Genomic DNA, 26,497 nt, shown 5'->3' on the forward strand with positions numbered 1-26,497 from the left:
GGCCGCGGCGGTGCAATCGTTAACAATTGGTTAATTTTCGTCTATCAGTTCTTGTGGATCAATTCTTTGGTGGCCGGCAAAAGACGAATTTGATCAGCAACATACCAATGCCGCGATGGGTCACCTATATTGCCTTTCACCTGCCTTGCGTAAAAGGATCTCAGCATGCCTTCCACACCAGAATTCAATCCGGCGCTCGTCAACTGGAACGGGCATCACGGCCTGCCGCGCTTCGATGCGCTCAATGACGGCGATTTCGCCGCCGCCTTCGATGCGGCGCTTGCGTCTCATGAGAAGGAGATCGATGCGATCGCCGGGAATCCGGATGCGCCGACTTTCGAGAACACCATCGTGGCGCTTGAAATTGCCGGCGATGAGCTTTCGCGGGTCTCGGCACTGTTCTGGAACCGGGCGGGTGCTCATACCAATGAGGTCATCCAGGCGCTGGAGCGGGAAATATCGCCGAAGATGTCGCGGCACTATTCGAAGATCGGCATGAATGCCGCGCTTTTCGCCCGCATCGATGCACTCTGGGAAAAGCGCGAAGAGCTCGGCCTAACGCTCGAACAGACGCGCGTGCTGGAGCGGCATTGGAAGGGCTTCGTCAAGTCCGGTGCCAAGCTGCCGAAGCCGGAGCAGGAGAAGCTCGCCGGCATCAACGAGAAGCTGGCCGGCCTCGGCACCAATTTCGGTCAAAACGTGCTCGCCGACGAGAAGAGTTGGTCGCTCCTTCTCTCCGACGGGCCGGATCTTGATGGCCTGCCTGAATTCCTCAAGGATGCAATGGCGGCTGCAGCGCGCGAGCGCGGCGAAGAGGGCAAGTTTGCCGTCACGCTGTCGCGCTCGATCATCGAACCGTTCCTGACCTTCTCTGAAAAGCGCGATCTGCGCGAGCAGGCTTTCAAGGCCTGGGTCGCCCGTGGCGAGAATGCCGGTGCCACAGATAATCGCGGCATCATCAAGGAAACGCTGGCGCTTCGCAAGGAAATGGCCGCGCTTCTCGGCTACGGCAATTTCGCCGAATTGAAGCTCGACAACACGATGGCGAAGAAGCCCGAAGCCGTCGATGAGCTGCTGCGCGCCGTCTGGACGAAGGCTGTGGGGCGTGCCCGCGAGGAAGAGGCCGACATCGCCAAGCTGATTGCCGAGGATGGCAAGAACCATGAGGTGATGCCCTGGGACTGGCGCTTCTATGCGGAAAAGATCCGGGCACAGAAGTTCAATTTCTCCGAGACGGAGCTGAAGCCCTATCTGCAGCTCGAGAAGATCATCGAAGCCTGCTTCGATGTTGCGAACCGCCTCTTCGGCATCCGCGCGGTCGAGAAAAAGGGGATCGCCGCCTATCATCCGGATGTGCGCGTGTTCGAGATCCGCGATGCCGGTGACACGCTGGTGGCGCTGTTCCTCGGCGATTACTTTGCCCGCGGCTCGAAGCGCTCGGGCGCCTGGATGAGCTCGTTCCAGTCGCAGCACAAGCTGACGCTGAAGAACGGCAACAAGGGCGAACTGCCGATCATCTACAATGTCTGCAATTTCGCTAAGCCTGCCGAAGGCAAGCCCGCGCTGCTGTCGCTCGATGATGCCCGCACGCTGTTCCACGAATTCGGCCATGCGCTTCACGGCATGCTGTCCAACGTGACCTATCCGTCGGTCTCGGGCACTGGTGTTTCGCGCGATTTCGTCGAGCTCCCCTCGCAGCTTTACGAGCACTGGCTGACGGTGCCCGCGATCCTCAAGCAATATGCGGTGCATTTCGAAACCGGCGAGCCGATGCCGCAGGCGCTGCTCGACAAGGTTCTGGCGGCGCGCACCTTCAACGCTGGTTTCAACACGGTGGAGTTCACCTCCTCGGCGATCGTCGACATGGAATTCCATACGCGCGATGCGGTCGATGATCCGATGGCGGTCCAGGCCGAGGTGCTTGCCGAGCTCGGCATGCCGAAGTCGCTGGTCATGCGCCATGCCTCACCGCATTTCCAGCATATCTTCTCGGGCGGTTATTCGGCCGGCTACTATTCCTACATGTGGTCGGAAGTGCTCGATGCCGATGCTTTCTCCGCCTTCGAGGAAACCGGTGATGCCTTCAATCGCGAGATGGCGGCAAAGCTGAAGGACAACATCTATTCGACCGGCGGCTCGATCGATCCCGAGGATGCCTACAAAGGCTTCCGCGGCAAGCTGCCGACCCCGGACGCGATGCTGATCAAGAAGGGGCTTTCGACCTTCAAGGAATTGTCCGGCAGCGACGCGTAACAAAACTGTCGCTGAAGTTTCGGCAAACCGTCATGCGGTTTTCAAGAGACTGACATGACGGGTGCCCAAGGCTGGGGCGGGACGATTCGATCCCGCTCCTGAAGGGCCTTGGGATGATCTTGAAGCAAACGACGCGCCGCCGGTTCCTGACATCGGTGGGTGCAGTCGGCGGCTTTGCGGCGGCAAGCCTGGCAATGCCCTATTACGCCCGCGGCTCGTCGAGCCGGCCGGTCTTTACCTCGGGCGTGCAATCGGGCGATGTCGATGCGGCCTCGGGTGTCGTCTGGACGCGGGTCGACCGGCCGTCGCGGCTGTTCATCGAATATTCCACCACAGACAAGTTTGCCAACGCTGTGCGGCTCGCGCCCTTCGACGTGACGCCGGAGACCGATCTTGCCGGCAAGCTGCTGGTGACCGGTCTGCCGCCGGATCAGGAGATCTTCTATCGCTTCGTCGCGGCTGACCTGCAGGACATCAACAGCCGTTCCGAGCCCATTCGAGGCGAATTCCGCACGGCGCCGGTCTCCAGACGCAATCTCCGCTTCGTCTGGTCGGGCGATACGGCGGGGCAGGGCTGGGGCATCGATGACAAGGGGATGCGGACCTATCGGACGATCGCCTATCACCGGCCGGATTTCATGATCCATTCCGGTGATACCATCTATGCCGACAACCCAATCCCCGATGAGATCGCGCTCCGCGGCGGCGGGGTCTGGAAGAACCGGATCGTCACCGAGGAAAAGCGGACGATCGCCCAGACGCTGCCGGAGTTCCGCGGCCAATGGAAATATAATCTGCTCGACGAGCATGTGACCGCGCTCAATGCCATCTGCCCGGTCTTCCACCAGTGGGACGACCACGAGGTTCTCAACAACTGGTCGCCATCGACCGATCTCAGCGCCGATGACCGCTACAAGGAAAAGTCGGTCGCCGTGCTTGCGGTGCGCGCCAGCCGCGCCTTCCATGAGATGACGCCGATCCGCTATATCGCCGCGGAGCCCGGCCGCATCTACCGCAAGGTCTCCTATGGCCCGCTGCTCGATGTGTTCTTCGTCGATCTCCGCTCCTATCGCGGACCCAACACGCATGGTCTCGATGAAGAATTGACGCCGCAGTCGCGGATTTTCGGCGAGGCGCAGGTCGCGTGGCTGAAGCGCGAGCTGGCGCGATCGACAGCGACATGGAAGGTGATTTCCTGCGATCTGCCGATTGGATTGGTGATCTGGGACGACTACGGCAAGCGCCGGGGCAGCGAATCCATATCGAACGGCGATAACGGTGCACCGCTTGGCCGCGAGCTGGAATTTGCCGATCTGCTGCGTTTCATTCGCGACGCGGCGATCGGCAATATCGTCTGGCTGACGGCGGATGTGCATTACACGGCCGCCCATTATTACGATCCCGGCAGGGCGAAGTTCCAGGATTTCCTGCCATTTTGGGAGTTCGTATCCGGACCACTCCACTCCGGCACATACGGGCCTCAGGAGCTCGATGGCACGTTCGGGCCAGAAGTGCGCTTCATCAAGGCGGCACCCGGCGGCATCGAGTCGAACCTGCCACCATCGGCAGGGATGCAGTTCTTCGGCCTCGTCGATATCGACGGGGAAAGTGAGCAGATGACGGTGCGGCTGATGGACCGCGACGACAACGAATTGTGGCGGACTGTCATCGACCCGCAACGTGTGAGTTAACCTGGAATGGCGCTTCGGACCTCTTACCCCTTTCGCAATCGCGAAAAACACTGTATGAGCGCGCCAAACGTAATAGGCGCCTCCCTCCGACGTAGCGCCCCAGCCTCAGAGATTTGACACAATGGCACTTCGCAACATCGCGATTATCGCGCACGTTGACCATGGCAAGACGACACTGGTGGACGAGCTGCTCAAGCAGTCCGGCTCCTTCCGCGAGAACCAGCGCGTTGCAGAACGCGTCATGGACTCCAACGACCTCGAAAAAGAGCGTGGCATCACCATTCTCGCCAAGGCGACCTCGGTCGAGTGGAAGGGTGTCCGCATCAACATCGTCGACACCCCCGGCCACGCCGACTTCGGCGGTGAAGTCGAGCGTATTCTCTCGATGGTGGATGGCGCGATCGTTCTCGTCGACGCTTCCGAAGGCCCGATGCCGCAGACGAAGTTCGTCGTCGGCAAGGCGCTGAAAGTCGGCCTTCGCCCGATCGTCGCGATCAACAAGATCGACCGTCCGGATGGCCGCCACGAAGAAGTCATCAACGAAGTGTTCGACCTCTTCGCCAACCTCGACGCGACCGACGAGCAGCTCGATTTCCCGATCCTCTACGGTTCGGGCCGCGATGGCTGGATGAACGTCAACCCGGAAGGTCCGAAGGACCAGGGTCTCGCACCGCTTCTCGACCTCGTGCTCGAGCATGTTCCGGAGCCGACGGTTCACGAAGGCCCGTTCACGATGATCGGCACGATCCTCGAAGCCAACCCCTTCCTCGGCCGTATCATCACCGGCCGCGTCAATTCCGGCTCGATCAAACCGAACCAGGCCGTCAAGGTTCTGCATGCTGACGGCAAGACCATCGAAACCGGCCGTATTTCCAAGATTCTCGCATTCCGCGGCATCGAGCGTCAGCCGATCGAAGAAGCGCATGCAGGTGATATCGTCGCGATCGCCGGCCTCTCCAAGGGCACCGTCGCCGACACGTTCTGCGATCCGTCCGTCAGCCAGCCGCTGCAGGCTCAGCCGATCGACCCGCCGACCGTCACGATGTCCTTCATCGTCAACGACAGCCCTTACGCTGGCACCGAAGGCGACAAGGTCACCTCGCGCGTCATCCGCGACCGTCTGTTCAAGGAAGCCGAAGGCAACGTTGCGCTGAAGATCGAAGAGTCCTCCGAAAAGGATTCGTTCTTCGTTTCCGGCCGCGGCGAACTGCAGCTGGCCGTTCTCATCGAAACCATGCGCCGTGAAGGCTTCGAGCTTGCCGTTTCGCGTCCGCGCGTCGTCATGCACAAGGATGAAGCGACCGGCCAGATGCTCGAGCCGATCGAAGAAGTCGTCATCGACGTCGATGAAGAACATTCCGGCGTCGTCGTTCAGAAGATGTCTGAGCGCAAGGCTGAAATGACCGAGCTGCGTCCGTCGGGCGGCAACCGTATCCGTCTGAAGTTCCTCGCGCCGACGCGCGGCCTGATCGGCTACCAGTCGGAACTGCTGACCGACACGCGCGGTACGGCCGTCATGAACCGCCTGTTCCACGACTATCAGCCGTACAAGGGCGAAATCGGCGGCCGCGTTAACGGCGTTCTGCTCGCCAACGAAGCTGGCGAAGCCGTTGCCTACGCCCTGTTCAACCTCGAAGATCGCGGCCCGATGATCATCGACGCCGGTGAGAAGGTCTACATGGGTATGATCATCGGCATCCACAGCCGTGACAACGACCTCGAAGTCAACGTTCTCAAGGGCAAGAAGCTGACCAACATCCGCGCCGCCGGCAAGGATGAAGCCGTCAAGCTGACGCCGCCGATCCGCATGACGCTTGACCGCGCCCTCTCCTGGATCCAGGACGACGAGCTGGTCGAAGTGACGCCGAAGTCGATCCGTCTGCGCAAGATGTATCTCGACGCCAACGACCGCAAGCGGTTCGAAAAGTCGAAGGCAGCGCTCTAAGCCCTGCTCAAACACATCAAACCCCGGCCTTGCGCCGGGGTTTTTTTATGTGTGGTCCGCCGATTCCGGCTTGTGACAATGGTTAAAAAAGCGTTAAATTTTTTCCATCGTCCACATGTTAAGTCTGTGGGCAATCAGCCAAGGCGCGTGATGGCGTATGGTTAATTGTCCGCTGAAGGACCAGAGTAGCGTTATGAAGACGTTGTCGATCGATGTTCGGCGGGCTGAGCCGCATGATGCCCGCGCCATATCGGAGGCGCATCGCCTTGCGTGGCAGCACACATATGCCGGCATCATTCCTCACCGTGCTCTGACACAAATGATCGAACGCCGCGGCGAAGGCTGGTGGCGCAAGGCCACCAGAGGCCCGGCAACGCTGCTGGTTCTCGATGTGGCCGGAACGGTCGCCGGTTACGCGACGCTCGGCCTCAACCGTGCCCGTGCTCTTCCCCAGGAAGGCGAAATATACGAGCTTTATCTCCGCCCGGAATATCAGGGCATCGGTCTCGGCCGGATGCTGTTCGGCGAAGCGCGCCGGTTGCTGAAGTCGCTCGGCTGCAATGGCCTGGTCGTCTGGTGCCTGGAAGATAACGAGAATGCCAGCCGCTTCTATCGCGGCCATGGCGGGCTCGACTTTTGCGAAGGCATGGAAAACTTCGACCACAAGCAGCTTAAGAAGATCGGCTTCATCTGGAACTAGCGGTGCTGCCGGTTATGGCAGCCTCGCTGCCTGGCCACGGATCACTCCGTCGGCATCGGTCAATTGCCATACCGTCACGTTTGCGATCGGAAAGCGCTTGCCCGATTTGCTGATCCTGATCCCCTCGTAATTGTCGACATAGCCCTTCTCGGCAACCTGCCGCAGGAAGTTCTCCCGTGCGGCGCGTTCGGGCGCTTCGGCGGACAGTCTCGACGGCAGCGCGGTCAGTTCGTCCCAGCTATACTCGAAGCGTCGCTGCGCGTTCCTGTTGCCATAGACGAAGACCGGATCGGGTGCGGTGTCATGTGCTAGCAGGCCAAACGGCGCGTCCTCGTAGAGCCAGCGGGTGCCTTCCTGTCTGGTCAGTTCCGGCGGCACGAGATCCTTGCCGGTGATGCGGCGGTAGCTGCCGGTAAGGAGATCGAAAAAGTCGTCGCTTTCGTAAAGATACATGGCCATCTGCTTGCAATATGAGATCTGAAAAGCCCAACTAATCCCGACAATGCGACCGGTTTGTGGCCTCGCCGGTCATTGCCTCTGGTGATCCCGAACTTCGCTGTTGGTGGCGAACTCTATTAGCCAAAACGACGGAAGATGCGGCCTGACATGTTGCGTTGCGAAGAGATTCTGATTATCTGGCAGCCGGAAACCATCCTATATTAGGGGACACTGATGCGCATCGACGCCATTTCCATCGGCAACAACCCACCGGAAGATGTCAACGTTATCGTTGAGGTTCCGGTCGGCGGCCATCCCATCAAGTACGAAATGGACAAGGACGCCGGCACGCTCGTCGTCGACCGCTTCCTGTACACGCCGATGACCTATCCGGGTAACTACGGCTTCGTGCCGCACACGCTGTCGGAAGATGGCGACCCGATCGACGTACTGATCGCCAGCACCCGTCCGCTCGTTCCGGGCTGTGTCATCAACGTACGCCCGATCGGCGTTCTGATGATGGAAGACAATTCCGGCAAGGACGAGAAAATCATTGCCGTTCCGTCGCCGAAGCTGACGCTGCGCTACGAGAAGGTGAAGGAATATACCGATCTTCCCGACATCACGCTGAAGCAGATCGAGCACTTCTTCGAGCACTACAAGGATCTGGAGCCCGGCAAGTGGGTGAAGATTTTCGGCTGGAAGGGTTCGAAGGAAGCCGGCGAACTCATTCTCGAAGCCGTCGAGCGCGCCAAGAAGGCAAAGTAAGCTCAGGCTTTCGTAAAGGCTTTCAGCTTTTCGATCAGATCCTCCGTATCGCCTTCGATGCGGAGGATTTTTTTGCGCGATGTTTCGCCGGAAATGAAGGCGACGGCCGATTTCGGCACGCGCAGAGATTTGGCGAGAAGGGCGATCAGCGCCTTGTTCGCCTTGCCGTCTTCGGGCACGGCGCTGACGCGCGCCTTCAGCTGTCCCTCGCCGTCCAATCCATCGATCGCGTCGCGGCCGCCATTCGGGGTCAGCCGCACCGTCAGCCTGAGATGACCGTCATGAACGGTCCAGGCGGAGCTCACGCCACCAGCGGGAAAATGGTGTTCCACATGAAGGAGCGCAGGAAGAAGATAATCAGCAGCAGGATGATCGGCGAGATGTCGATGCCGCCGAGATTCGGCAGCACGCGGCGGATCGGGCGCAGCACCGGTTCGGTGACATTGTAGAGGAACATCCCAACCGAGTTGACGAACTGGTTGCTGGAATTGATGACGTTGAAGGCGTAGAGCCAGGAGAAAATGGCACTCGCAATAAGCACCCAGGTGTAAAGATTCAAAGCCAAATCAATGGTTTGAAAAAGGGCAATCATCGTCGTCTCCAGTTCGTTGTTGACAGACATGTAGCTATTGGCGACTAAACGGGCAAGTGCCGTGTCTTAACGCGCGGTGAATCATGTTTAATGGGCGCGTTTGAACTGTACCGCGCGGCCCGATTTCCTTGGTTGCCCCCAATGTCTTTCTCGTCCACCGGAGACCGTTTTGCCGCGTTCCGGCATTCTTCCTACACCCGGTTCTTCTTCGCGAAGTTTCTGCTTTCCTTTTCGCAGCAGATCCTCAGTGTCGCGGTCGGCTGGCAGATGTATGACCAGACGCGGAGCGCCATCTATCTCGGCCTGATCGGCCTGGTGCAGTTCCTGCCGTCGCTGCTGTTGATCCTGGTCACGGGATCGGTCGCCGATCGCTACAATCGCCGTGCCATCGCTTCGATCTGCTCGCTGGTCAGCGCTCTCTGCACGCTGGCACTGCTGATCATGACCGTGACGGGCACTTTCTCGCCGATGCCGGTTTTCATCGTGCTGTTGGTTTTCGGCATCGAGCGCGCCTTTGCAGCACCTGCCGTGCAGTCGCTGGCGCCGAACCTGGTGCCGGAGAAGGATCTCTCCAACGCGATAGCCTGGAACTCCTCCTCCTGGCAGCTGGCGGCGATCACCGGTCCGGTGCTCGGAGGCCTGCTCTACGGCGTCGGCGCGACGACGGCCTACACGGTCTCGGTCATCTTCGCGGTGCTCGGCGCCATCCTGCTCTTCATGATCCCGAAGCCAGCACAGCACAGCGCCGGCGAAGCAAAGAGCTGGGACATGATCCTCGGCGGCTTCCGCTTCATCAAGGCGGACAAGGTGGTGCTCGGCGCGATCTCGCTCGACCTGTTCGCTGTGCTGCTCGGCGGCGCTACGGCACTGATGCCGATCTATGCGCGCGATATCCTGACACTCGGCCCCTGGGGGCTCGGTCTTCTGCGCTCGGCGCCCGGCGTCGGCGCGATCGTGATGGCGCTGTTCCTGGCCGCCTATCCGATGAAACACCGGGCTGGATTCTATATGTTCATGGGCGTCGGCCTGTTTGGTATCGCGACGATCGTCTTCGGCGTCTCGACCCACACCTGGACCTCGATCGCCGCGCTGGCGATCATGGGGGCCGCAGACATGATCTCGGTCTATGTGCGCGAGAGCCTGATCGCCCTCTGGACGCCGGACGAACTGCGTGGCCGCGTCAACGCCGTCAACATGGTCTTCGTCGGTGCATCGAACGAGCTCGGCGAGTTCCGGGCAGGCACGATGGCGCATACCTTCGGCGCGGTGCCTGCCGTCGTCATTGGCGGACTTGGGACGCTCGCGGTCTCTGTCATCTGGGCGATGAGCTTCCGCCAGCTGCGGCAGATCGATACGCTCGATGCGCCTATGCGCTCAGCGTCGCCGGCATAGAGAGCGGCGCGCCTTTCGCCGTCTTGCCCTCGAAGACGATATCGAGGAACTCGTTCAGCCACGCCTTCAGCGGCGCATCAAAAAGCATGCGCCCCTCAAGGTGCTCGCGGCCCTGCTGGGCGTTCGGCAGGATAAAGCGGTGGGCGCCGTGGACGACCCAGCGGTGCATCATCACCCGCGTCAGCTCGGCATGGAACTGCAGCGCCCAGGCGTTCTTGTTGTAGCGGAAAGCCTGGTTCGGATAGGCATCACCTTCTGCCAGCAACTCGGCGCCACGCGGCAGATCGAAGCCTTCGCGGTGGAAGTGATAGACCATCTTCGGCCAGTGCATCAGCAGCCGGCCCTTCTCCGTCGGGCGCGGCGGATACCAGCCGATCTCCGTCGAACCATCGGGGTTTGATTGCACCTTGCCGCCGAGATGGCGCACCAGCATTTGCGCGCCGAGGCAGATGCCTAGAAACGGACGATTTTCCTTGAGCGGCACGTCGAGCCAGTTGATCTCCGCCTTGACGAAATCTTCCGGATCATTGGCGCTCATCGGGCCGCCGAACACGACGGCGCCTGCATGCCCGTCTAGCGTCGTCGGCAGCTTGTCGCCGAGAACCGGGCGGCGCATGTCGAGGCTGTAGCCCTTCTCGACCAGCAGCTGGCCGACGCGGCCGGGGCTGGATTGTTCCTGATGCAGGACGATCAGGACAGGCCGCTTGTCGCGTTTTACCGGGCGCTCAATCTGCATCGTCTTGAACCACGACCGTATCGGTCACCCGGGCGGCGGCCTCCTGGCGCTTCTGGATGCGCTCGCGGGAGGAGACGCCGAGCAGATCGGCGATCCGCCAGATGACGTGATCTTCCATCTCGCTGCGCTCGCCATCGGCATAGACGATGTCCCAGAGGATGCCGATCAGCTCGAGCCGCTGCTCGGTGTTCAGATGGCGTTTCAGGTCGGAGGTGAAGCGATAGTAGTCGACGGCGCTGCTTTCGGCCTCGAGCCCGGCGGCGATCACGGCATCGAGCTGCTTGCCGTCGAGCCCGTATTGCTCCTTCAGCAGCTTGCGCAGACGCTTCTTTTCGCTGTCCTTGATCTGGCCGTCGGCTTCCATGACCTGCATGCAGAGCGCGGCAACGGCAATGCGCGGGTCATCGGGATCGAAACCCTTCCTGCTCCCGTCTGCCGTGAGGTTGTGGAAGAATGCCTGAAAGCGTTCGAACATGCGGTTTTCGTTCCATCTCAGAAAAGGCGGAGCCGTGTCTTGGGTTCCGTATCCACCTTGGTGTCGCGAACGCCTGGATCATCAGGCATTCCATAATATGGTTTCGGTTCGGGCGGGCGTGTAGGGGAGGCCGCCTCGGCAGGCTTGGGCGCCGGAGCGGGCTTCGGAGGTGCCGCGGGTGCCGGAGCCGGGCGAACGGCTTCGGCGATTGTTGCTGCGCGTTCCAGCTCGATGATGCGGTGATCGCTCGCCGGTGCTTCCTGGCGATGTTCGCGAACCGGCGGCAATGTTTTGAGTGCCGTGTCGATCGACGTGGCAGAGCCTTCCTCGACCGGGCCTTCCAGCTGGCCGAACGGTGCCTTCCATTCGAAGGCGTCGAGACGGCCGGTGACTGGTGAGAGCGGCAGCCACTTGTCGGAAACGAAGCCATCGGCCACCCAGGCCGGATCACGCGGCGCCTTCAGCGCCTGCGCCAGCCAATGGCGCACACGGCCCTGATCGCCGGTCTCGGCCTCCTCGATATCGGCAAGCAGCAGGAAAGCGGCTTCGCGTGGCTGCATGCGGGCGGCTGCTTCCGCCTTGGCGCGGGCCTTGGCGAAGTTTTGCGCGTCGAGAGCGGCTTGCGCGACGACCAGCAGCGACTCCACATTGTTCGGGCGGATGGCTTCCAGCTTGTCAGCACGTTTCAGCCGGTCGATCACGGAATCACCGCTGCGGGCCAGCACATAGACGCGGCCGATCTCGGGATGGGGGTTGGTCTTCCACGCCTGTTCAAGGATCGAGGCGGCCTTGCGCAGCTTGTCTTCGCGGAAAAGCGCCTTTGCGGCGATGATCGCGGCCGGTTCGAAATCGGCGATCAGCTTCAGCGCATGCAGGGCATCGTCGCGGGCGCCTGCCGGATCGCGGTCGAGCTTGTCGCCGGCGCGTGCCGTCAAAAGCACGGCGCGCAGGCGGTCGCCGTCATGCTTGTCGACGACACGGGCGGCTTTCTGCTGGTCGAGCAGGCGGATCGCATCGTCCCAGCGTCCGGCCTGGCTGCGGGATTCCAACGTCGCCTGCGCGGCCCAGGGGAGATAGGGCGCGTTGTCAGCAGCCTTCTCGGCATATTGGCGGGCAGCTTCGTTGGCGCCAAGGCGCTTGGCTTCGAGATAGAGGCCGCGGAGGCCGAGCTCGCGGGTCTCGGGATCGTTGGCCATGGCTTCGAACTTGGCGCGGGCCTCGTCGTGGCGGCCTTCGATCAATGCTGCCTGTGCTTCCAGGAGATTGATAAGCGGTTCCTGATCGGCGCGGATCAGGCCGCGCGAACGGGCCGCCATCTTGCGGGCGAGAAGCGCATTGCCAGCGCCGGCGGCAATCAGGCCGGTCGAGAGCGCCTGATAGCCGCGGTCACGCTTGCGGGCGCGGAAATAGCGGGTGACGGAATGCGGCGAGGTCCAGATCGTGCGGATCAGCCACCAGCCGATCATCACGAGAGCAATGAGCGCGATCAGGCCGCTGGCGGCAACGATCAGCTTGGTCTGGTAGAGCTGTCCTTCCCAGATCAGCGACAGGTCGCCGGGACGATCGGCAAGCCAGGAGAAGCCGTAGCCAAGGACGAGAACGAGCAGGGCGAAGATGACGAGCTTGATCATCGGTCAGCCCTCCTTGCCGGCGCGGGATACGGCCTTCGATAGCGCTCCGCTGACGAGGTCTTCGACACGGATACGGGCTTCGAGCGACTGCTTGAATGCGGCCGAAGCCTGCTTGGCCGCAGGCGGCAGGTCGTTCCATTCGTTGGCGGCGCCCGGCAGGTCACCGTTCTTCACCTTGTCTTCCATGCGGGCGGCGATCGCCTCGACGCTTTCACCCTCGATGTTGCCGACGGGGCGGACGCTGACCAGCGACTTGGCGCTCGACATCAGCCGGTCGGACCAGCTCTGATCCGGGTTCGCCTGGTTTACGGCCTCAACAGCCGACGTAGCGACATCGGGAACCTGGCGGATCAGCTCGGCACGCGAGGGAACGCCTGTCTGCGCGAAGTTGCGCAGATCCTTGACGGCGGGATCGTCAGGCGCGACGCCCGCGAATGTATCGAGTTCGGCGGTGAACGGTCCGCCGCGGTCGATCGCCGCCTTCAGCGCTGCTGCGGCGATTGCCTGCGCGACGGCCACATCCTGGCGCGGTTCGTTGAGCTTCTTCTCGGCTTCGTCGAGACGCTTGGTGATGTCGGCGCCGTTTGACGCCTGCTGTTCGGAGGCCTGGGTGAGCGAACTCTGCAGCTGTGCCACCTCAGCGGTGAGATCGGCGATCTTCTGGTTGAGAGCCTCGGTCGCAGCCGGATCGCCGGGCTGGGCAGCCGCGGGCGTCTTGGCGGCGGCTTCCAGGGCGGCGATGCGCTTGTCGAGAGCGTCGTCATCAGGGTTAGGCGCGGCCGCGAGATTGGCGATCGACTGCTTCAGGCCGTCGATCTCGGCCGAAAGCTCGCTGTTCTGTTCCGTCTGCGCCGGTTGCTGCGCGGAGCCGGGGAGATAGCCCGCATATTGGATGGCGCCGGCTCCCGCGAGCGCAACGAGGCCGCCGAAAATGCCGGCGGCGATCATGCCCGAGGTCTTGCCGCCGCGCTGTTGTTGGGGCGGCGGCGACATGGTCGATTCGGTGTGGCGGGGCGCTGGTTCTTCGGCCGGAGCTTCGGGTGCCGATGGCTCTTCGGTGTGTACCGGTTCTTCTACCGCAGCTGCGGCCGATGCGTCTTCCGAAGGCGTCGCTTCCAGCGTTTCCTTCAGCTCATTTGCCGCCTGCTCTTCGGTATCGGCTGCGGCATCGGCAGGGGTGGAGGCCGTATCCTCCTGCTTGGCAAATTCCTGCGCTTCCAGATCGATGGTGACCGGCTTGTCGGTTCTCTTCGAATGGCGTGGCGGGTTTCCCGATACCATGAGGCCCTCATATTTCCTGCATTGCAACGAAACTAGTCAGTGATCCCAGTTAAGGAAAGAGGTTAGATCAAATTTGGGCGGCTAACGCCTTCAAAGAAGCGACAAAAGACTTTGCTCATCCGGCATTGCCGCAATGCGAAGATTTTTCTGCAGCCCGGCTGGAACGGCGGCTGCAACGGCCTCACTGAGGCAGAGAATGCGGGCGGTGGTCAGCCACTCCGGTAAGGGATTGAAAAGGCCGAACAAGGCGATTGCCGTCTCGCGGGAATAGAGGAGGATGGCATCTGGCGGCGAGTGCTGAAGCACCTCGCGGGCATCGCTGCCGGGGGCAATCTGCTCCATGCGATAGCATTCGACGGTGGTCAGCTTGAGGCCGACCTCGGCGGCGCGCTTTTCGAAGGTTTCCGCCCGCGGTCTTCCGGCGAGATAGGTGACTGTGCCGGTGGTCTCGGCCGCGATCAATTCTGCGAGATCGCCGCCATCGCCGGAGGCTGCTTTCACCGTCACGAAGCCTGCAGCGATTGCCGCTTCGGCCGTGGCGTTGCCGACGGCATAGAGAGGGCGACGGAGGTGGGGTGCCAGAGATGCGGCTTGATCCGAGAGCGCCCTGATGGCTTCGGCGCTGGTGATGGCAATCGGGGCCGTCGTCTGCGCAAGAGCCGCCATTGCCGCCGCGTCATGCACCGGTCCGGAGAGCGGCATCATCACGGCCTCATGGCCGCGTTCGCGCAATCGCCGTGCCGTTCGTTCCCCCTGACGCTGCGGGCGGGTGACGAGCACGCGCATGGAGGACTAGCTCCAGTCGTCGAAGAAGGTGGTTCCGGCGCGGGCGCGGACGTCCTGCCCGGCGCGGGTGCCGAGGGCCGTTGCGTCGCGGCGGTTGCCGTCGATTGAGATCGCATGCTGGTGGCGGCCGTCCGGGGTGATGATCAGGCCGGAGAACTTGATCTGGTCGCCCTCGCAGATCGCGTATCCGCCGATCGGCGTCCGACAGGAGCCGTCGAGGGCGCCGAGGAAGGCGCGCTCGCAGGAGACGGCGTCGAATGTGGCGGGATCGTTGATTGCGGCCAACAGATTGTCCATGCGCTCGTCGCCGATGCGGCTTTCGATCGCGATCGCGCCCTGCGCGGGGGCCGGCGGAAAGGTGTCGGGATCGAGAATGTCGGTCAGCACGTCGACCTTGCCGAGGCGCTTGAGGCCGGCCAGCGCCAAAAGCGTTGCATCGACCTGGCCTTCGGCGAGCTTGCGCAAGCGGGTATCGACAAGGCCACGGAAGGTAATGACGTTGATATCGGGCCGCATGCGGCGGATCAGCGCCTGGCGGCGGAGCGACGAGGAGCCGACGGTGGCGCCGTGCGGCAGGTCGATCAGTTTCGCGGCGGTGCGGCCAACCACGGCATCGCGGATGTCTTCGCGCGGCATATAGGCGGAAAGATAAAGGCCCTCGGGCAGAACGGTCGGCATGTCCTTGGCGGAATGAACGGCGAAATCCAGTTCGCCGAGTGCCAGCTTTTCTTCCAGTTCCTGGGTGAAAAGCCCCTTGCCGCCGATCTCGGCGAGAGAGCGGTCGGTGATGCGGTCGCCTGTCGTCGTCAGCACGACGATCTCGAACATTTCCTCCGGCAGGCCATGCGCAGCCATCAGCCGATCGCGGGCTTCATGGGCCTGGGCAAGCGCCAGCGGGCTGCCCCGCGTGCCGATCCGGAAAGGTTTTGTTTGCATCCGCTTTGATCCGTTGTTACCGGAAGTCTCGTAACCGGGTTTCTTACCCATCGCAATCAACGATCAGGTTTCATGGCTTCCTTTCTACGCATCCTCGGCATCGAAACAAGCTGCGACGAGACCGCAGCAGCGGTGGTCGAACGCGATGCGGACGGCCGCTCGAATGTGCTTTCCGACGTTGTGCTGAGCCAGCTTGACGAGCATAGCGCCTATGGCGGCGTGGTGCCGGAGATTGCTGCGCGCGCCCATGTGGAGGCGCTCGACACGCTGATCGACGAAGCGCTGCAGCGCGCCAATGTGTCGCTGGCCGATGTCGATGCGATCGCCGCGACATCGGGGCCAGGGCTGATCGGCGGGCTGCTGGTCGGCCTGATGACCGGCAAGGCGATCGCCAAGGCAGCGGGCAAGCCGCTCTACGCGGTCAATCATCTCGAGGGTCATGCGCTGACGGCGCGGCTGACGGATGGACTTTCTTTTCCCTATCTGATGCTGCTGGTCTCCGGCGGCCATACGCAGCTCATTCTGGTGCGTGGCATCGGCGAGTATGAGCGTTGGGGCACGACGATCGACGATGCGCTCGGTGAGGCCTTCGACAAGACGGCCAAGCTTCTCGGCCTTCCCTATCCCGGCGGGCCGGAAGTGGAAAAGGCTGCTGCGAAGGGCAATCCCGACCGCTTTAATTTTCCGCGCCCGCTGGTCGGCGAGGCCCGGCTCGACTTCTCCTTCTCCGGGCTGAAGACCGCCGTACGTCAGGCCGCAACAGAGATCGCGCCGGTTTCCCAGCAGGACATCGCCGATATCTGCGCCTCGTTCCAGAAGGCGATTTCGCGCACGTTGAAGGATCGTATCGGCCGCGGGCTGCAGCGCTTCAAGGCGGAATTTCCGGATCTGGACGGCAGCCCGGCGCTGGTGGTGGCCGGCGGCGTTGCGGCAAACCAGGAGGTTCGCGGCACGCTGCAGGCACTCTGCGACAAGCACGGCTTCCGCTTTATCGCGCCGCCGCTGAGGCTTTGCACCGACAATGCGGTGATGATTGCCTGGGCGGGGCTGGAGCGCATGGCACTCGGTGTCGCGCCTGATGATCTCGATGTGCAGCCACGCTCACGCTGGCCGCTGGATTCCAATGCCGAGGCGCTAATTAACTACGGAAAACGAGGAGCCAAGGCGTGAGCGAGCGGATTGCAGTCATCGGTGCCGGTGCGTTCGGAACGGCGCTTGCCGCGGTCATCGCGCTCGCCGGGCGCAGCGCCGTGACGCTGATCGGCCGCGATCCGGCTCTGATGGCCGATCTTGCTTCAGAGCGGCTGCATGACGCCGTGCTGCCGGGTATTGCCCTGCCTGAGGCGCTGGAATTCTCCGCCGAGCCCGATGCGATCCGCCGGGCAGGCATCGTGCTGTTCGCCATGCCGTCGCAGGCGCAGGCGGATGCGGCGCGACACTATGGTCCTTATCTGGCTCACGATGCTGTCGTCGTTACCTGCGCCAAGGGGATCGAACGCTCTACCGGTACGCTCTTGACGGATATGCTGGAACGCGAGCTGCCCAATCATCATGTGGCAGTGCTTTCCGGTCCAGGCTTTGCCGCAGATATCGCCAAGGGGCTACCGACGGCGATGGCGATTGCGGCTGCTGATATGGATGTCGCCGAGCGGCTGGCGCAGGCAATTTCGGGCCGCACCTTCCGGCTCTATGCGTCCGATGACCGCACGGGCGTCCAGCTGGGCGGTGCGCTGAAGAATGTTCTCGCGATTGCCTGCGGCATCGTCGAAGGCTGCGGCATAGGCGATTCCGCCCGTGCAGCGCTGATTGCCCGTGGCCTGGCCGAAATGTCCCGGCTCGTTGCGGCAAAGGGCGGGCAGGCGGATACGGTGCGGGGGCTTTCCGGCCTTGGCGATCTGGTGCTGACGGCAACCAGCCATCAGTCGCGCAATCTGCGCTTCGGCATCGCGCTCGGGCGCGGAGACAAGGCTGATCCCTCGCATGGCGAGCTGGTCGAGGGCGCTTTCGCGGCCGCCGTCGCGTCGCGGCTCGCGAGAGAGCTCGGCATCGAGATGCCGATCACCGATGCCGTCTCGGCGATCATCGAGGGCAAGCTCGGTATTGCCGAGGCAATCGAACAATTGATGACACGTCCGATCACCACCGAATAGGAGACTGACATGCTTTTCGCCCTTCTCTGCAAGGACAAGCCGGGACATCTGAACGTGCGCATGGAAACGCGCCCAACGCATGTCGAGTATCTCAACAAGCTCAATGCCGAGGGCAAGCTGGCGATCGCCGGCCCGTTCCTTGACGCTGACGGCAAGCCGAATGGCAGCCTGGTGATCGTCAAGGCCGACAGCATTGAAGCCGCCAAGGCACTCGGCGAGGCCGATCCCTATGCAAAGGCCGGCCTGTTCGAGAGCGTCGAGGTGAAGCCCTATAACTGGGTCTTCAACAATCCGGAGGCCTGAGATGGCGCATTGGCTTTACAAGTCCGAGCCTGAATCCTGGTCGTGGGAGCAGCAGAAGGCTGCCGGAGAAAAGGGCACGGAATGGACCGGCGTTCGCAACTATCTGGCGCGCAACAACATGCGGGCCATGCAGATCGGCGACAAGGGCTTCTTCTACCATTCGAATGAGGGGTTGGAGATCGTCGGTATCGTCGAAGTCTGCGCTCTCTCGCATCCCGATTCCAGCGCCAAAGGCGATCCCAAATGGGATTGCGTCGATATCCGCGCGGTGATGGACATGCCGAAGCCGGTGACGCTGAAGGATGTCAAGGCGAGCGAGAAACTGTCGAAGATGTCGCTGGTCACCTCCATGCGCCTCTCCGTGCAGCCCGTGACCGATGACGAGTGGCTGGAAGTCTGCCGCATGGGCGGGCTCGACAACCCGCCGCGCTGACAGCCTTTGAAGACCGATCCCGAACTCTTCATCCGCGCCAATACCAGCTTGATGGCGCCGCCGCATGTGCCGGAGATCCGGCTGCATCTGGCGAGCGAAGCCCATGAGCTCTGGCTGAAGACGGAAGAGGAGCTTGCCGAGATCGGTCTGCCGCCGCCATTCTGGGCTTTCGCTTGGGCGGGCGGGCAGGGGCTGGCGCGTTACGTGCTCGATCATCCGGAGCATCTGCGCGGCAAGAGCGTCCTGGATTTTGCGACGGGATCCGGTCTCGTAGCGATCGCCGCCCGCATGGCGGGTGCGGAGAAGGTGCTTGCGGCCGATATCGATCCATGGACGGAAACCGCGGTCTGGCTGAACGCCGCGGCGAATGGCGTTTCGATCGAATTCGAGGGTGCGGACCTGATCGGCTCGATGATCGCTCCCGACGTGCTGCTTGCCGGTGACGTCTTCTATGATCGCGGCTTTGCCGATGCGCTGCTGCCGTGGTTTCAGCGCCTGGCGGCCGGAGGCAAGGATATTCTGGTCGGCGATCCGGGCCGTGCTTATCTGCCGAAAGACAGGCTGGAATTCTGCGCGGTCTATGAAGTGCCAGTCACCCGGGCGCTCGAGGATAGCGAAGTCAAGAAGACGACCGTCTGGCGCTTCAGGGCCTGATCACGCAGACATTGGCCTCGTATTCGCAAGGGTCGTCCTGCACGGCGACGTCGATGATCTTTGCCTTGGGAGCGACGGTCGCGGTCTGCGGCGCGCCATAGATCGTATAACCGCTGGCGCCGATATAGGTGCCGCCATCGACGTCATAGGCGTAGGAACCGGCATAGGTGCCGTTGTATGCAGGGCCTGTCACCTGCGGGGCGGCCGCATTGAAGCTGCGGATGCTGTAGCCGTTGGCAACCGGGGAGAACTGGCGAAGGCGGACATAGCGGTTGTGGCCATGGCCGCGATCGCGATCGCCATACCATTGATTGCCGCCCGTCCAGTGAACTATGCCGCGATCACGATGCGGGAAACGTTCGCCCGCGGCGGCAGGCAGCGCCATCAGGGCGCCGAGCATGAGCGGAATGACTTTCGAAAAACGCGTGACCATCGGATGTCTTCCTCGCAAAATGCGATCGTTAACAAATCGTTAACGGCAGCTTGCGTCAAAACTTTCTGCATGTCCACTTGAGCGATGAAAAATCAGGATAAAATCTGAGCGGCGCGGGCCAGTTTTGCTCTGCAGCAACTTCCCGGTAACGCGAATCGATTAAATTAAAAAGCGGACAGCAATTGTGCTTGTCGTCCGGGGTTTCGGTGATTAAACGTCGCCATTGATGCAACGCACACAGACAATTTTGTCATTCCTGTGGTTGCCTTGATATGCTCCGAATTCCGGAAGCGCAGAGAAGACGCCGCGAGGTTCTGATGGCGAATGTGACAAATAACCGGCCCCTGTCGCCGCATTTGCAAATTTACAAACCAATCCCCACCATGGTCATGTCGATCGTTCACCGCATTACCGGTGGCGCTCTCTATGTCGGCACGCTGCTGATAGCCTGGTGGCTGATTGCAGCCGCGACCGGCCAGTCAAATTACGACTGGGCCAACTGGGTGCTCGGCAGCATCATCGGCAAGCTCGTGCTGCTCGGCTACACCTGGGCGCTGATCCACCACATGCTCGGCGGCTTCCGCCACTTCATGTGGGACCTCGGCCACGGCTTCGGCAAGGAATTCTCCACCAAGCTCGCCATCGCCAATCTGATCGGATCGCTCTGTCTGACCGCGCTGGTCTGGGTGATCGGCTTCATCGTTCGTTAAAGGTCGCTCTCATGGATATGCGTACCCCCCTGGGTAAGGTTCGCGGCCTCGGCTCCGCCAAGGATGGCACCGATCATTTCTGGCGCCAGCGTGTGACCGCGGTCGCCAACGTGCCGCTGTTTCTGTTCTTCATCATCTTCATGCTGGTGCACGCCGGCCAGCCCTATGCGGAAGTGGTTCACGCCCTGTCGAACCCGTTCGTCGCCGTCATCATGGGCCTGATGATCATCTCGGGCGTCATTCACATGAAGCTCGGCATGCAGGTCATCATCGAAGACTATGTTCACTCCGAATGGCTGAAGATCATCAGCCTGATGCTGAACACCTTCTTCTCGATCCTGATCGCCGGCCTCTGTCTCTTCGCCATTCTGAAAATTGCATTCGTAGGATAACCGTATCATGGCACCCTCTTCACCCGCTCAGAATGGGAAGGCCTACAAGTACGTCGACCACTCTTATGATGTGATCGTCGTCGGCGCCGGTGGCGCTGGTCTGCGCGCCACGCTCGGCATGGCCGAGCAGGGTTTCCGCACCGCTTGCATCACCAAGGTTTTCCCGACGCGTTCGCACACGGTTGCCGCCCAGGGCGGTATCGCCGCCTCGCTGCAGAACATGACGCCGGACAGCTGGCAGTGGCACCTCTACGACACCGTCAAGGGTTCCGACTGGCTCGGCGACGTCGATGCCATGCAGTATCTCACCATGGAAGCGCCGAAGGCGGTCTATGAGCTCGAGCATTACGGCGTGCCGTTCTCGCGCAACGAGGAAGGCAAGATCTACCAGCGCCCCTTCGGCGGCCACATGCAGAATTTCGGCGAGGGACCGCCGGTACAGCGTACCTGCGCCGTCGCCGACCGCACCGGCCACGCCATCCTGCACACGCTCTATGGCCAGTCGCTGCGCAACAATGCTGAATTCTTCATCGAGTATTTCGCGCTCGATCTGATCATGTCGGAAGACGGCAGCCGCTGCACCGGCGTCGTTGCCTGGAACCTCGATGACGGCACGATCCATCGCTTCGCCGCCAAGATGGTGGTGCTGGCGACCGGCGGTTACGGCCGCGCCTATTTCTCGGCAACGTCGGCCCATACGTGCACCGGCGACGGTGGCGGCATGGTTGCCCGCGCCGGCCTGCCGCTGCAGGACATGGAATTCGTTCAGTTCCACCCGACCGGCATCTACGGTTCCGGCTGTCTGATCACGGAAGGCGCGCGCGGCGAAGGCGGCTACCTAGTGAACTCCGAAGGCGAGCGCTTCATGGAGCGTTACGCGCCGTCGGCCAAGGACCTTGCCTCGCGCGACGTCGTTTCGCGCTGCATGACGCTGGAGATCCGCGAAGGCCGCGGCGTCGGCAAGAACAAGGACCACATCTTCCTGCATCTCGACCATCTCGATCCGGCCGTTCTGCATGAGCGCCTGCCGGGCATTTCCGAGAGCGCCAAGATTTTCGCCGGCGTCGACGTGACGCGCGAGCCGATCCCGGTTCTGCCGACCGTCCACTACAACATGGGCGGCATTCCGACCAACTACTGGGGCGAAGTGCTGAATGCCGACAGCAATAACCCTGAGCGGATCATTCCGGGCCTGATGGCTGTCGGTGAAGCGGGCTGCGCCTCGGTGCACGGCGCCAACCGTCTCGGCTCCAACTCGCTGATCGACCTCGTGGTCTTCGGCCGCGCCGCCGCAATCCGCGCCGGCGAGGTCATCGACCGCGCAGCGCCCGTCCCGCATCTCAACGTCGCTGCCTGCGACAAGATCATGGACCGCTTCGACGGCCTGCGCCACGCCAGCGGCGGTACGCCGACGGCGGTGCTGCGTGAAAAGATGCAGCGCGCCATGCAGGAAGACGCCGCCGTCTTCCGCACGCAGGAATCGCTGGAATCCGGTTGCCAGCGCATTTCGGCGATCTGGGGCGAGATGAAGGACATCAAGGTCACCGACCGCTCGATGATCTGGAACTCCGACCTCGTCGAAACGCTCGAGCTGCAGAACCTGATGGCCAACGCCATCACGACGATCTACGGCGCCGAGGCCCGCAAGGAGAGCCGCGGTTCGCATGCGCGCGAAGACTATACGGAAGGCGCATTCGCCGGCCGCGACGACGTCAACTGGCGCAAGCACACGCTTGCCTGGGTCAACGAGGCAGGCGACGTCAAGCTCGACTACCGCCCGGTTCACACCGAGCTGATTGCAGACGGCATCGATCCCAAGAAGATCGCGCCGAAGGCTCGCGTGTATTAAGAGGAACTGGACATGGTTGAACTCGCTCTCCCCAAGAACTCCCAGATGCGCGAAGGCAAGGTGTGGCCGAAGCCTGCCGGTGCCAAGAACACCCGCGAATTCCGCGTCTATCGCTGGAGCCCGGATGACGGCCAGACGCCGTCGATCGATACGTTCTATATCGATATCGACGATTGCGGCCCGATGGTGCTCGACGGTCTGCTCTACATCAAGAACAAGATCGACCCGACGCTGACGCTGCGCCGCTCCTGCCGCGAAGGTATCTGCGGTTCCTGCGCCATGAATATCGACGGCACGAATACGCTCGCCTGCACCAAGGGTCTCGACGACATCAAGGGCACGGTGAAGATCTATCCGCTGCCGCATATGCCTGTCGTCAAGGACCTGGTTCCGGACCTTTCCAACTTCTATGCCCAGCACCGCTCGATCGAGCCGTGGCTGAAGACGGTATCGCCGACGCCGGCCAAGGAATGGAAGCAGAGCCACGAGGACCGCCAGAAGCTGGACGGCCTCTACGAGTGCATTCTCTGCGCCTGCTGCTCGACCTCCTGTCCGAGCTACTGGTGGAACGGCGACCGTTATCTCGGTCCGGCTGTTCTGCTGCAGGCCTATCGCTGGCTGATCGACAGCCGCGACGAAGCGACCGGCGAGCGCCTCGACAATCTCGAGGATCCGTTCCGCCTGTATCGCTGCCACACGATCATGAACTGCGCGCAGACCTGCCCGAAGGGCCTGAACCCGGCAAAGGCGATTGCCGAGATCAAGAAGATGATGGTCGAGCGCCGCGTCTGACGGCAAATCGAACGGCGCCGCTTGCGGCGCCGTTTTTCTTCCGGTGGCCGGTCAAACCGGGGAAGAATGCGCGGTCATCACCTTGATGACAAATTCTGCCTTCAGAAGTCCTTCCGCACGGCTTGAATTGCCTCTGTTCCGGCTTAGGTCCTGTCACGGGCAATTTACGGCTGTGCCGACTTGATTAACCAAAGTGAAATACGTTAATTCGAAAATTAGTCCGATGACTATTTTTGATGCGGCAAAGCGAATATTCGGGAGCCTCAAGATGCAGTTGCGATATGCGATGACAGGTGTGGCGGTTGTTCTGTCACTCGCTGGCTGCCAGCGTACGGCCTATGACAATGCGAGTTACAGCAGCCAGCCGGCGCCGCTGACGGCGCAGCCCGTGCCGTCGGTGCAGGGCGGCCAGCTGCCCCCTCCGGGCGGCGCATCGCAGTTCCCGGCCGCACCGAGCGCGGCGCCTGCCGCTCCGGCAGCCCCGGGCGCCATGGCCGCAAACGCTCTCGATGTCACCAAAGAATCGATGGTCGGCAGCTGGCGCGTCAACGGCAGCTGCGACATGTTCCTGACGCTGACCAACCTCGGCAGCGGCTCGCGCGGCGGTACGCGCGGTTGCGCCGGCGAACTGACGGCGATGGGTTCCTGGGAAGTGTCCGGCAAGCAGGTTCTGCTCAAGGACCGCAGCGGCAACCAGATCGGCAGCGTTTACAAGACCGCCGACAACAGCTTCTCCGGCCAGACCAGCGGCGGCCAGGCAATCACCCTCAGCCGGTAATTCATCCGGCGGCGGGTCCGCCGGCCACGCATAGGCGGATTTGCTCTCATGCAGCCAATGCCAGACTACGCCCTGAGCGTCAGCGAACAATTGAAGTCGCTGACGGCCAACGGTGATTTGCAGGTCGATTCCGCACAGATGGACGTGGCGAAAAATCTGGACCGGGTTCTTTCGCAGCTGAAGCAGCGCCGCCCCGCCGCCAAGTCCAGCGCCCTCGGCTGGCTGTTTGCTTCCAAGAAGAAGGCCGAGCAGGGGATCAAGGGTCTCTACATCCATGGCAGCGTCGGCCGCGGCAAGACGATGCTGATGGACATGTTCTTCGGCATGGCGCCCTGCAAAAAGAAACGCCGGGCGCATTTCCACGAATTCATGGCCGATGTGCATAACCGCATCGCGGCGCACCGCCAGAAGCTGAAGGACGGCGAAACCAAGCAGGCGGATCCGATGCCGCCGGTCGCAGCCTCGCTCTTTGAGGAGGCCGAACTCCTCTGCTTCGACGAGTTCACCGTCACCGATATTGCCGATGCGATGATCCTGTCGCGGCTGTTCTCGGAGCTGTTCGCCAAGGGCTGCGTGCTGATCGCGACGTCGAATGTCGAGCCCGACAATCTCTACAAGGATGGTCTCAATCGCGGCCTTTTCCTGCCCTTCGTCGAGCTTCTGAAGAAGAATGTCGACGTCGTGACGCTCGACTCCCCGACCGATTACCGGATGGAGAAGCTGAACAGCCAGCCCGTCTATCTGACGCCGATCGACGAGCGGACGGATATGGCAATGGATGCGTCCTGGACGCAGATGCTGCATGGGCGCAAGGCGCAGCCGCTCGAAATTCCGATGAAGGGCCGGTCGATCCATGTGCCGCTCGCCGTCGACCGGATGGCGCGCTTCGCCTTCAGCGATCTCTGCGACAAGCCGCTTGGCGCTGCCGACTTTCTGGCGATCACCGCGCGTTTCGACACGATTTTCATCGACCGCATTCCGCTGCTTGGTCCCGACAAGCGAAATCAGTCCAAGCGCTTCATCATTCTAGTCGATACCCTATATGACCATGGCGTGCGGCTTCATGCTTCCGCCGCGGCCATGCCCGAGGATCTGCTGACCGAACGCAGGGGCACCGAGGGGTTCGAATTCGATCGTACGGCATCGCGTCTCTTCGAGATGCGGAGCGCGGAATATCTTGCGCTGCATCATCAGAAGACCGCCGCCGAGTAACACTTTAGTGACAAATTATCTTACGTTTACGTAAGAATTTTGATATCTAAACGATTGAAAATGCTACACCAAAAATAACACGTTGCCATTTTTTGGCTTTAGGTCTATGCGATTGCGGCATTGGACGACGCCGCCGCGCGCCGCCCGACCGATTATATTCGCAAAGGAAAAGCGAAATGGCGCGTAATAAGATCGCACTCATTGGTTCTGGCATGATTGGTGGCACGCTGGCGCATCTCGCCGGTCTCAAGGAGCTCGGCGACATCGTTCTGTTCGACATTGCCGACGGCATTCCGCAGGGCAAGGGCCTCGACATCTCCCAGTCGTCTCCGGTCGAAGGCTTCGACGTCAACCTGACCGGTGCCAGCGATTACTCGGCGATCGAAGGTGCTGACGTCTGCATCGTCACCGCAGGTGTCGCCCGCAAGCCGGGCATGAGCCGCGACGATCTTCTCGGCATCAACCTGAAGGTCATGGAGCAGGTCGGCGCCGGCATCAAGAAGTATGCCCCGAACGCTTTCGTCATCTGCATCACCAACCCGCTCGACGCGATGGTCTGGGCCCTGCAGAAGTTCTCCGGCCTGCCGGCCAACAAGGTCGTTGGCATGGCCGGCGTTCTGGATAGCTCGCGCTTCCGCCTGTTCCTCTCGAAGGAATTCAACGTTTCCGTTCAGGACGTCACCGCATTCGTTCTCGGCGGCCACGGCGACACGATGGTGCCGCTCGCTCGCTACTCGACCGTCGGCGGCATCCCGCTGACCGACCTCGTCACCATGGGTTGGGTCACCAAGGAGCGCCTCGAAGAAATCATCCAGCGCACCCGTGACGGCGGCGCCGAAATCGTCGGCCTGCTGAAGACCGGCTCGGCCTACTACGCTCCGGCCGCTTCGGCGATCGAAATGGCTGAATCCTACCTCAAGGACAAGAAGCGCGTACTGCCTTGCGCAGCGCAGCTCACCGGCCAGTACGGCGTCAAGGACATGTATGTCGGCGTTCCCACGGTCATCGGTGCCGGCGGCGTCGAGCGCGTCATCGAAATCGACCTGAACAAGGCCGAAAAGGAAGCCTTCGACAAGTCGGTCGCTGCTGTCGCCGGCCTTTGCGAAGCCTGCATCAACATTGCGCCTGCGCTGAAGTAATTCCCGCGCGCCCCCACGCAATTCAAAC

The 26,497-nt window shown here is 61.9% G+C and carries 28 protein-coding genes; 18 read left to right on the forward strand and 10 right to left on the reverse strand.

Annotated elements, in window-relative coordinates; all coding sequences use genetic code 11:
- Positions 1–165: 165 nt before the first annotated feature.
- From ACQZ5H_RS21035 to ACQZ5H_RS21050, 4 genes are all read left to right on the forward strand, one after another.
- Positions 166–2,253, forward strand: coding sequence for a M3 family metallopeptidase (locus tag ACQZ5H_RS21035; RefSeq protein WP_449098955.1), 2,088 nt, complete (start codon positions 166–168; stop codon positions 2,251–2,253).
- Positions 2,254–2,366: 113 nt separating this feature from the next.
- Positions 2,367–3,944, forward strand: coding sequence for an alkaline phosphatase D family protein (locus ACQZ5H_RS21040; RefSeq protein ID WP_449098956.1), 1,578 nt, complete (start codon positions 2,367–2,369; stop codon positions 3,942–3,944).
- 121 nt (positions 3,945–4,065) lie between these two features.
- A complete protein-coding gene (gene typA, locus ACQZ5H_RS21045) occupies positions 4,066–5,889 on the forward strand; it encodes a translational GTPase TypA (protein WP_112718439.1) in 1,824 nt (607 codons plus the stop codon).
- Positions 5,890–6,082: 193 nt separating this feature from the next.
- Positions 6,083–6,589, forward strand: a complete 507-nt coding sequence (locus tag ACQZ5H_RS21050) for a GNAT family N-acetyltransferase (RefSeq protein WP_112718441.1) — start codon at positions 6,083–6,085, stop codon at positions 6,587–6,589.
- A gap of 12 nt (positions 6,590–6,601) precedes the next feature.
- Here ACQZ5H_RS21050 and ACQZ5H_RS21055 read toward each other — a convergent pair whose 3' ends face one another.
- Positions 6,602–7,042, reverse strand: a complete 441-nt coding sequence (locus tag ACQZ5H_RS21055; RefSeq protein WP_449098957.1) for an MEKHLA domain-containing protein — start codon at positions 7,040–7,042, stop codon at positions 6,602–6,604.
- A 219-nt stretch (positions 7,043–7,261) separates the two neighbouring features.
- Between ACQZ5H_RS21055 and ppa the strand changes: the two genes are divergently transcribed.
- Positions 7,262–7,795 carry an inorganic diphosphatase gene (ppa, locus tag ACQZ5H_RS21060; protein ID WP_112718445.1) on the forward strand — a complete coding sequence of 178 codons (534 nt, stop codon included), beginning with the start codon at positions 7,262–7,264 and terminating at the stop codon, positions 7,793–7,795.
- 2 nt (positions 7,796–7,797) lie between these two features.
- On the opposite strand, the gene ACQZ5H_RS21065 is transcribed toward ppa, so the two are convergent.
- On the reverse strand, positions 7,798–8,100 hold the full coding sequence (locus tag ACQZ5H_RS21065) for a DUF167 domain-containing protein (RefSeq protein WP_130283257.1): 303 nt from the start codon (positions 8,098–8,100) through the stop codon (positions 7,798–7,800).
- Positions 8,097–8,387, reverse strand: a complete 291-nt coding sequence (locus ACQZ5H_RS21070) for a YggT family protein (protein ID WP_112718505.1) — start codon at positions 8,385–8,387, stop codon at positions 8,097–8,099. The genes ACQZ5H_RS21065 and ACQZ5H_RS21070 overlap by 4 nt, the downstream gene beginning before the upstream one ends.
- A gap of 141 nt (positions 8,388–8,528) precedes the next feature.
- On the opposite strand from ACQZ5H_RS21070, the gene ACQZ5H_RS21075 reads away from it, so the two are divergent.
- On the forward strand, positions 8,529–9,779 hold the full coding sequence (locus ACQZ5H_RS21075) for an MFS transporter (RefSeq protein WP_449098958.1): 1,251 nt from the start codon (positions 8,529–8,531) through the stop codon (positions 9,777–9,779).
- Here the strand turns inward: ACQZ5H_RS21075 and ACQZ5H_RS21080 are convergent.
- The 6 genes from ACQZ5H_RS21080 to hemC all read right to left on the reverse strand — a co-directional run bounded on the left by ACQZ5H_RS21080 (position 9,754) and on the right by hemC (position 15,624).
- The gene (locus ACQZ5H_RS21080; protein ID WP_449098959.1) at positions 9,754–10,515 is read right to left on the reverse strand and encodes a glutamine amidotransferase; all 762 of its coding nucleotides are present in this window, start codon (positions 10,513–10,515) and stop codon (positions 9,754–9,756) included. The two genes, ACQZ5H_RS21075 and ACQZ5H_RS21080, sit on opposite strands and share 26 nt — an antisense overlap.
- Positions 10,505–10,990, reverse strand: a complete 486-nt coding sequence (locus ACQZ5H_RS21085) for a tellurite resistance TerB family protein (protein WP_112718453.1) — start codon at positions 10,988–10,990, stop codon at positions 10,505–10,507. Before ACQZ5H_RS21085 ends, ACQZ5H_RS21080 begins: the two co-directional genes overlap by 11 nt.
- A 17-nt stretch (positions 10,991–11,007) precedes the next feature.
- Positions 11,008–12,621 carry a heme biosynthesis protein HemY gene (locus ACQZ5H_RS21090; protein ID WP_112718455.1) on the reverse strand — a complete coding sequence of 538 codons (1,614 nt, stop codon included), beginning with the start codon at positions 12,619–12,621 and terminating at the stop codon, positions 11,008–11,010.
- A gap of 3 nt (positions 12,622–12,624) precedes the next feature.
- Positions 12,625–13,902, reverse strand: coding sequence for a COG4223 family protein (locus tag ACQZ5H_RS21095; protein ID WP_449098960.1), 1,278 nt, complete (start codon positions 13,900–13,902; stop codon positions 12,625–12,627).
- A gap of 90 nt (positions 13,903–13,992) precedes the next feature.
- On the reverse strand, positions 13,993–14,688 hold the full coding sequence (locus tag ACQZ5H_RS21100) for a uroporphyrinogen-III synthase (RefSeq protein ID WP_449098961.1): 696 nt from the start codon (positions 14,686–14,688) through the stop codon (positions 13,993–13,995).
- A gap of 6 nt (positions 14,689–14,694) precedes the next feature.
- Positions 14,695–15,624: a hydroxymethylbilane synthase gene (gene hemC, locus ACQZ5H_RS21105; RefSeq protein ID WP_449098962.1), complete on the reverse strand. Its 930-nt coding sequence runs from the start codon at positions 15,622–15,624 to the stop codon at positions 14,695–14,697.
- 72 nt (positions 15,625–15,696) lie between these two features.
- Between hemC and tsaD the strand changes: the two genes are divergently transcribed.
- From tsaD to ACQZ5H_RS21130, 5 genes are read left to right on the forward strand one after another with little or no spacing between them, the layout of a single operon-like run.
- A complete protein-coding gene (gene tsaD / locus ACQZ5H_RS21110) occupies positions 15,697–16,794 on the forward strand; it encodes a tRNA (adenosine(37)-N6)-threonylcarbamoyltransferase complex transferase subunit TsaD (protein WP_449098963.1) in 1,098 nt (365 codons plus the stop codon).
- Entirely contained in the window at positions 16,791–17,774 is a 984-nt protein-coding gene (locus ACQZ5H_RS21115; RefSeq protein WP_112718465.1) for an NAD(P)H-dependent glycerol-3-phosphate dehydrogenase, read from the forward strand. Before tsaD ends, ACQZ5H_RS21115 begins: the two co-directional genes overlap by 4 nt.
- Positions 17,775–17,783: 9 nt before the next feature.
- The gene (locus ACQZ5H_RS21120) at positions 17,784–18,077 is read left to right on the forward strand and encodes a YciI-like protein (RefSeq protein ID WP_130283271.1); all 294 of its coding nucleotides are present in this window, start codon (positions 17,784–17,786) and stop codon (positions 18,075–18,077) included.
- A gap of 1 nt (position 18,078) precedes the next feature.
- On the forward strand, positions 18,079–18,510 hold the full coding sequence (locus ACQZ5H_RS21125; RefSeq protein ID WP_130283273.1) for an EVE domain-containing protein: 432 nt from the start codon (positions 18,079–18,081) through the stop codon (positions 18,508–18,510).
- Positions 18,511–18,516: 6 nt separating this feature from the next.
- Positions 18,517–19,164, forward strand: a complete 648-nt coding sequence (locus ACQZ5H_RS21130) for a class I SAM-dependent methyltransferase (protein WP_449098964.1) — start codon at positions 18,517–18,519, stop codon at positions 19,162–19,164.
- Here ACQZ5H_RS21130 and ACQZ5H_RS21135 read toward each other — a convergent pair.
- Positions 19,154–19,597, reverse strand: coding sequence for a hypothetical protein (locus tag ACQZ5H_RS21135; protein ID WP_449098965.1), 444 nt, complete (start codon positions 19,595–19,597; stop codon positions 19,154–19,156). The two genes, ACQZ5H_RS21130 and ACQZ5H_RS21135, sit on opposite strands and share 11 nt — an antisense overlap.
- A gap of 317 nt (positions 19,598–19,914) precedes the next feature.
- Here ACQZ5H_RS21135 and sdhC point away from each other — a divergent pair, with 317 nt between their 5' ends.
- The 7 genes from sdhC (at position 19,915) to mdh (ending at position 26,469) form a co-directional block, all read left to right on the forward strand.
- Positions 19,915–20,307: a succinate dehydrogenase, cytochrome b556 subunit gene (sdhC, locus tag ACQZ5H_RS21140; RefSeq protein WP_130283279.1), complete on the forward strand. Its 393-nt coding sequence runs from the start codon at positions 19,915–19,917 to the stop codon at positions 20,305–20,307.
- 11 nt (positions 20,308–20,318) lie between these two features.
- Positions 20,319–20,699, forward strand: coding sequence for a succinate dehydrogenase, hydrophobic membrane anchor protein (gene sdhD, locus ACQZ5H_RS21145; protein WP_112717916.1), 381 nt, complete (start codon positions 20,319–20,321; stop codon positions 20,697–20,699).
- Between the two features lie 7 nt (positions 20,700–20,706).
- Complete coding sequence (sdhA, locus tag ACQZ5H_RS21150; protein WP_130283281.1) at positions 20,707–22,548, forward strand: succinate dehydrogenase flavoprotein subunit; 1,842 nt, start codon at positions 20,707–20,709, stop codon at positions 22,546–22,548.
- A gap of 12 nt (positions 22,549–22,560) precedes the next feature.
- The gene (locus tag ACQZ5H_RS21155) at positions 22,561–23,340 is read left to right on the forward strand and encodes a succinate dehydrogenase iron-sulfur subunit (RefSeq protein WP_112517747.1); all 780 of its coding nucleotides are present in this window, start codon (positions 22,561–22,563) and stop codon (positions 23,338–23,340) included.
- 268 nt (positions 23,341–23,608) lie between these two features.
- Entirely contained in the window at positions 23,609–24,118 is a 510-nt protein-coding gene (locus tag ACQZ5H_RS21160; protein ID WP_199627870.1) for a protease inhibitor Inh/omp19 family protein, read from the forward strand.
- A gap of 48 nt (positions 24,119–24,166) precedes the next feature.
- The gene (gene zapE, locus ACQZ5H_RS21165; protein ID WP_449098966.1) at positions 24,167–25,330 is read left to right on the forward strand and encodes a cell division protein ZapE; all 1,164 of its coding nucleotides are present in this window, start codon (positions 24,167–24,169) and stop codon (positions 25,328–25,330) included.
- 176 nt (positions 25,331–25,506) lie between these two features.
- Positions 25,507–26,469, forward strand: a complete 963-nt coding sequence (gene mdh / locus ACQZ5H_RS21170; RefSeq protein ID WP_112385778.1) for a malate dehydrogenase — start codon at positions 25,507–25,509, stop codon at positions 26,467–26,469.
- Positions 26,470–26,497 lie beyond the last annotated feature (28 nt).

Source organism: Rhizobium sp. 21-4511-3d, from assembly GCF_053522545.1.

Coding starts and splice junctions, on each gene's coding strand:
- ACQZ5H_RS21035 (WP_449098955.1), top strand. CDS start 166: ATGCCTTCCACACCAGAATTCAATCCGGCGCTCGTCAACTGGAACGGG.
- ACQZ5H_RS21040 (WP_449098956.1), top strand. CDS start 2,367: ATGATCTTGAAGCAAACGACGCGCCGCCGGTTCCTGACATCGGTGGGT.
- typA (WP_112718439.1), top strand. CDS start 4,066: ATGGCACTTCGCAACATCGCGATTATCGCGCACGTTGACCATGGCAAG.
- ACQZ5H_RS21050 (WP_112718441.1), top strand. CDS start 6,083: ATGAAGACGTTGTCGATCGATGTTCGGCGGGCTGAGCCGCATGATGCC.
- ACQZ5H_RS21055 (WP_449098957.1), bottom strand. CDS start 7,042: ATGTATCTTTACGAAAGCGACGACTTTTTCGATCTCCTTACCGGCAGC.
- ppa (WP_112718445.1), top strand. CDS start 7,262: ATGCGCATCGACGCCATTTCCATCGGCAACAACCCACCGGAAGATGTC.
- ACQZ5H_RS21070 (WP_112718505.1), bottom strand. CDS start 8,387: ATGATTGCCCTTTTTCAAACCATTGATTTGGCTTTGAATCTTTACACC.
- ACQZ5H_RS21075 (WP_449098958.1), top strand. CDS start 8,529: ATGTCTTTCTCGTCCACCGGAGACCGTTTTGCCGCGTTCCGGCATTCT.
- ACQZ5H_RS21080 (WP_449098959.1), bottom strand. CDS start 10,515: ATGCAGATTGAGCGCCCGGTAAAACGCGACAAGCGGCCTGTCCTGATC.
- ACQZ5H_RS21085 (WP_112718453.1), bottom strand. CDS start 10,990: ATGTTCGAACGCTTTCAGGCATTCTTCCACAACCTCACGGCAGACGGG.
- ACQZ5H_RS21090 (WP_112718455.1), bottom strand. CDS start 12,621: ATGATCAAGCTCGTCATCTTCGCCCTGCTCGTTCTCGTCCTTGGCTAC.
- ACQZ5H_RS21095 (WP_449098960.1), bottom strand. CDS start 13,902: ATGGTATCGGGAAACCCGCCACGCCATTCGAAGAGAACCGACAAGCCG.
- ACQZ5H_RS21100 (WP_449098961.1), bottom strand. CDS start 14,688: ATGCGCGTGCTCGTCACCCGCCCGCAGCGTCAGGGGGAACGAACGGCA.
- hemC (WP_449098962.1), bottom strand. CDS start 15,624: ATGCAAACAAAACCTTTCCGGATCGGCACGCGGGGCAGCCCGCTGGCG.
- tsaD (WP_449098963.1), top strand. CDS start 15,697: ATGGCTTCCTTTCTACGCATCCTCGGCATCGAAACAAGCTGCGACGAG.
- ACQZ5H_RS21120 (WP_130283271.1), top strand. CDS start 17,784: ATGCTTTTCGCCCTTCTCTGCAAGGACAAGCCGGGACATCTGAACGTG.
- ACQZ5H_RS21125 (WP_130283273.1), top strand. CDS start 18,079: ATGGCGCATTGGCTTTACAAGTCCGAGCCTGAATCCTGGTCGTGGGAG.
- ACQZ5H_RS21135 (WP_449098965.1), bottom strand. CDS start 19,597: ATGGTCACGCGTTTTTCGAAAGTCATTCCGCTCATGCTCGGCGCCCTG.
- sdhC (WP_130283279.1), top strand. CDS start 19,915: ATGGCGAATGTGACAAATAACCGGCCCCTGTCGCCGCATTTGCAAATT.
- sdhD (WP_112717916.1), top strand. CDS start 20,319: ATGGATATGCGTACCCCCCTGGGTAAGGTTCGCGGCCTCGGCTCCGCC.
- sdhA (WP_130283281.1), top strand. CDS start 20,707: ATGGCACCCTCTTCACCCGCTCAGAATGGGAAGGCCTACAAGTACGTC.
- ACQZ5H_RS21155 (WP_112517747.1), top strand. CDS start 22,561: ATGGTTGAACTCGCTCTCCCCAAGAACTCCCAGATGCGCGAAGGCAAG.
- ACQZ5H_RS21160 (WP_199627870.1), top strand. CDS start 23,609: ATGCAGTTGCGATATGCGATGACAGGTGTGGCGGTTGTTCTGTCACTC.
- zapE (WP_449098966.1), top strand. CDS start 24,167: ATGCAGCCAATGCCAGACTACGCCCTGAGCGTCAGCGAACAATTGAAG.
- mdh (WP_112385778.1), top strand. CDS start 25,507: ATGGCGCGTAATAAGATCGCACTCATTGGTTCTGGCATGATTGGTGGC.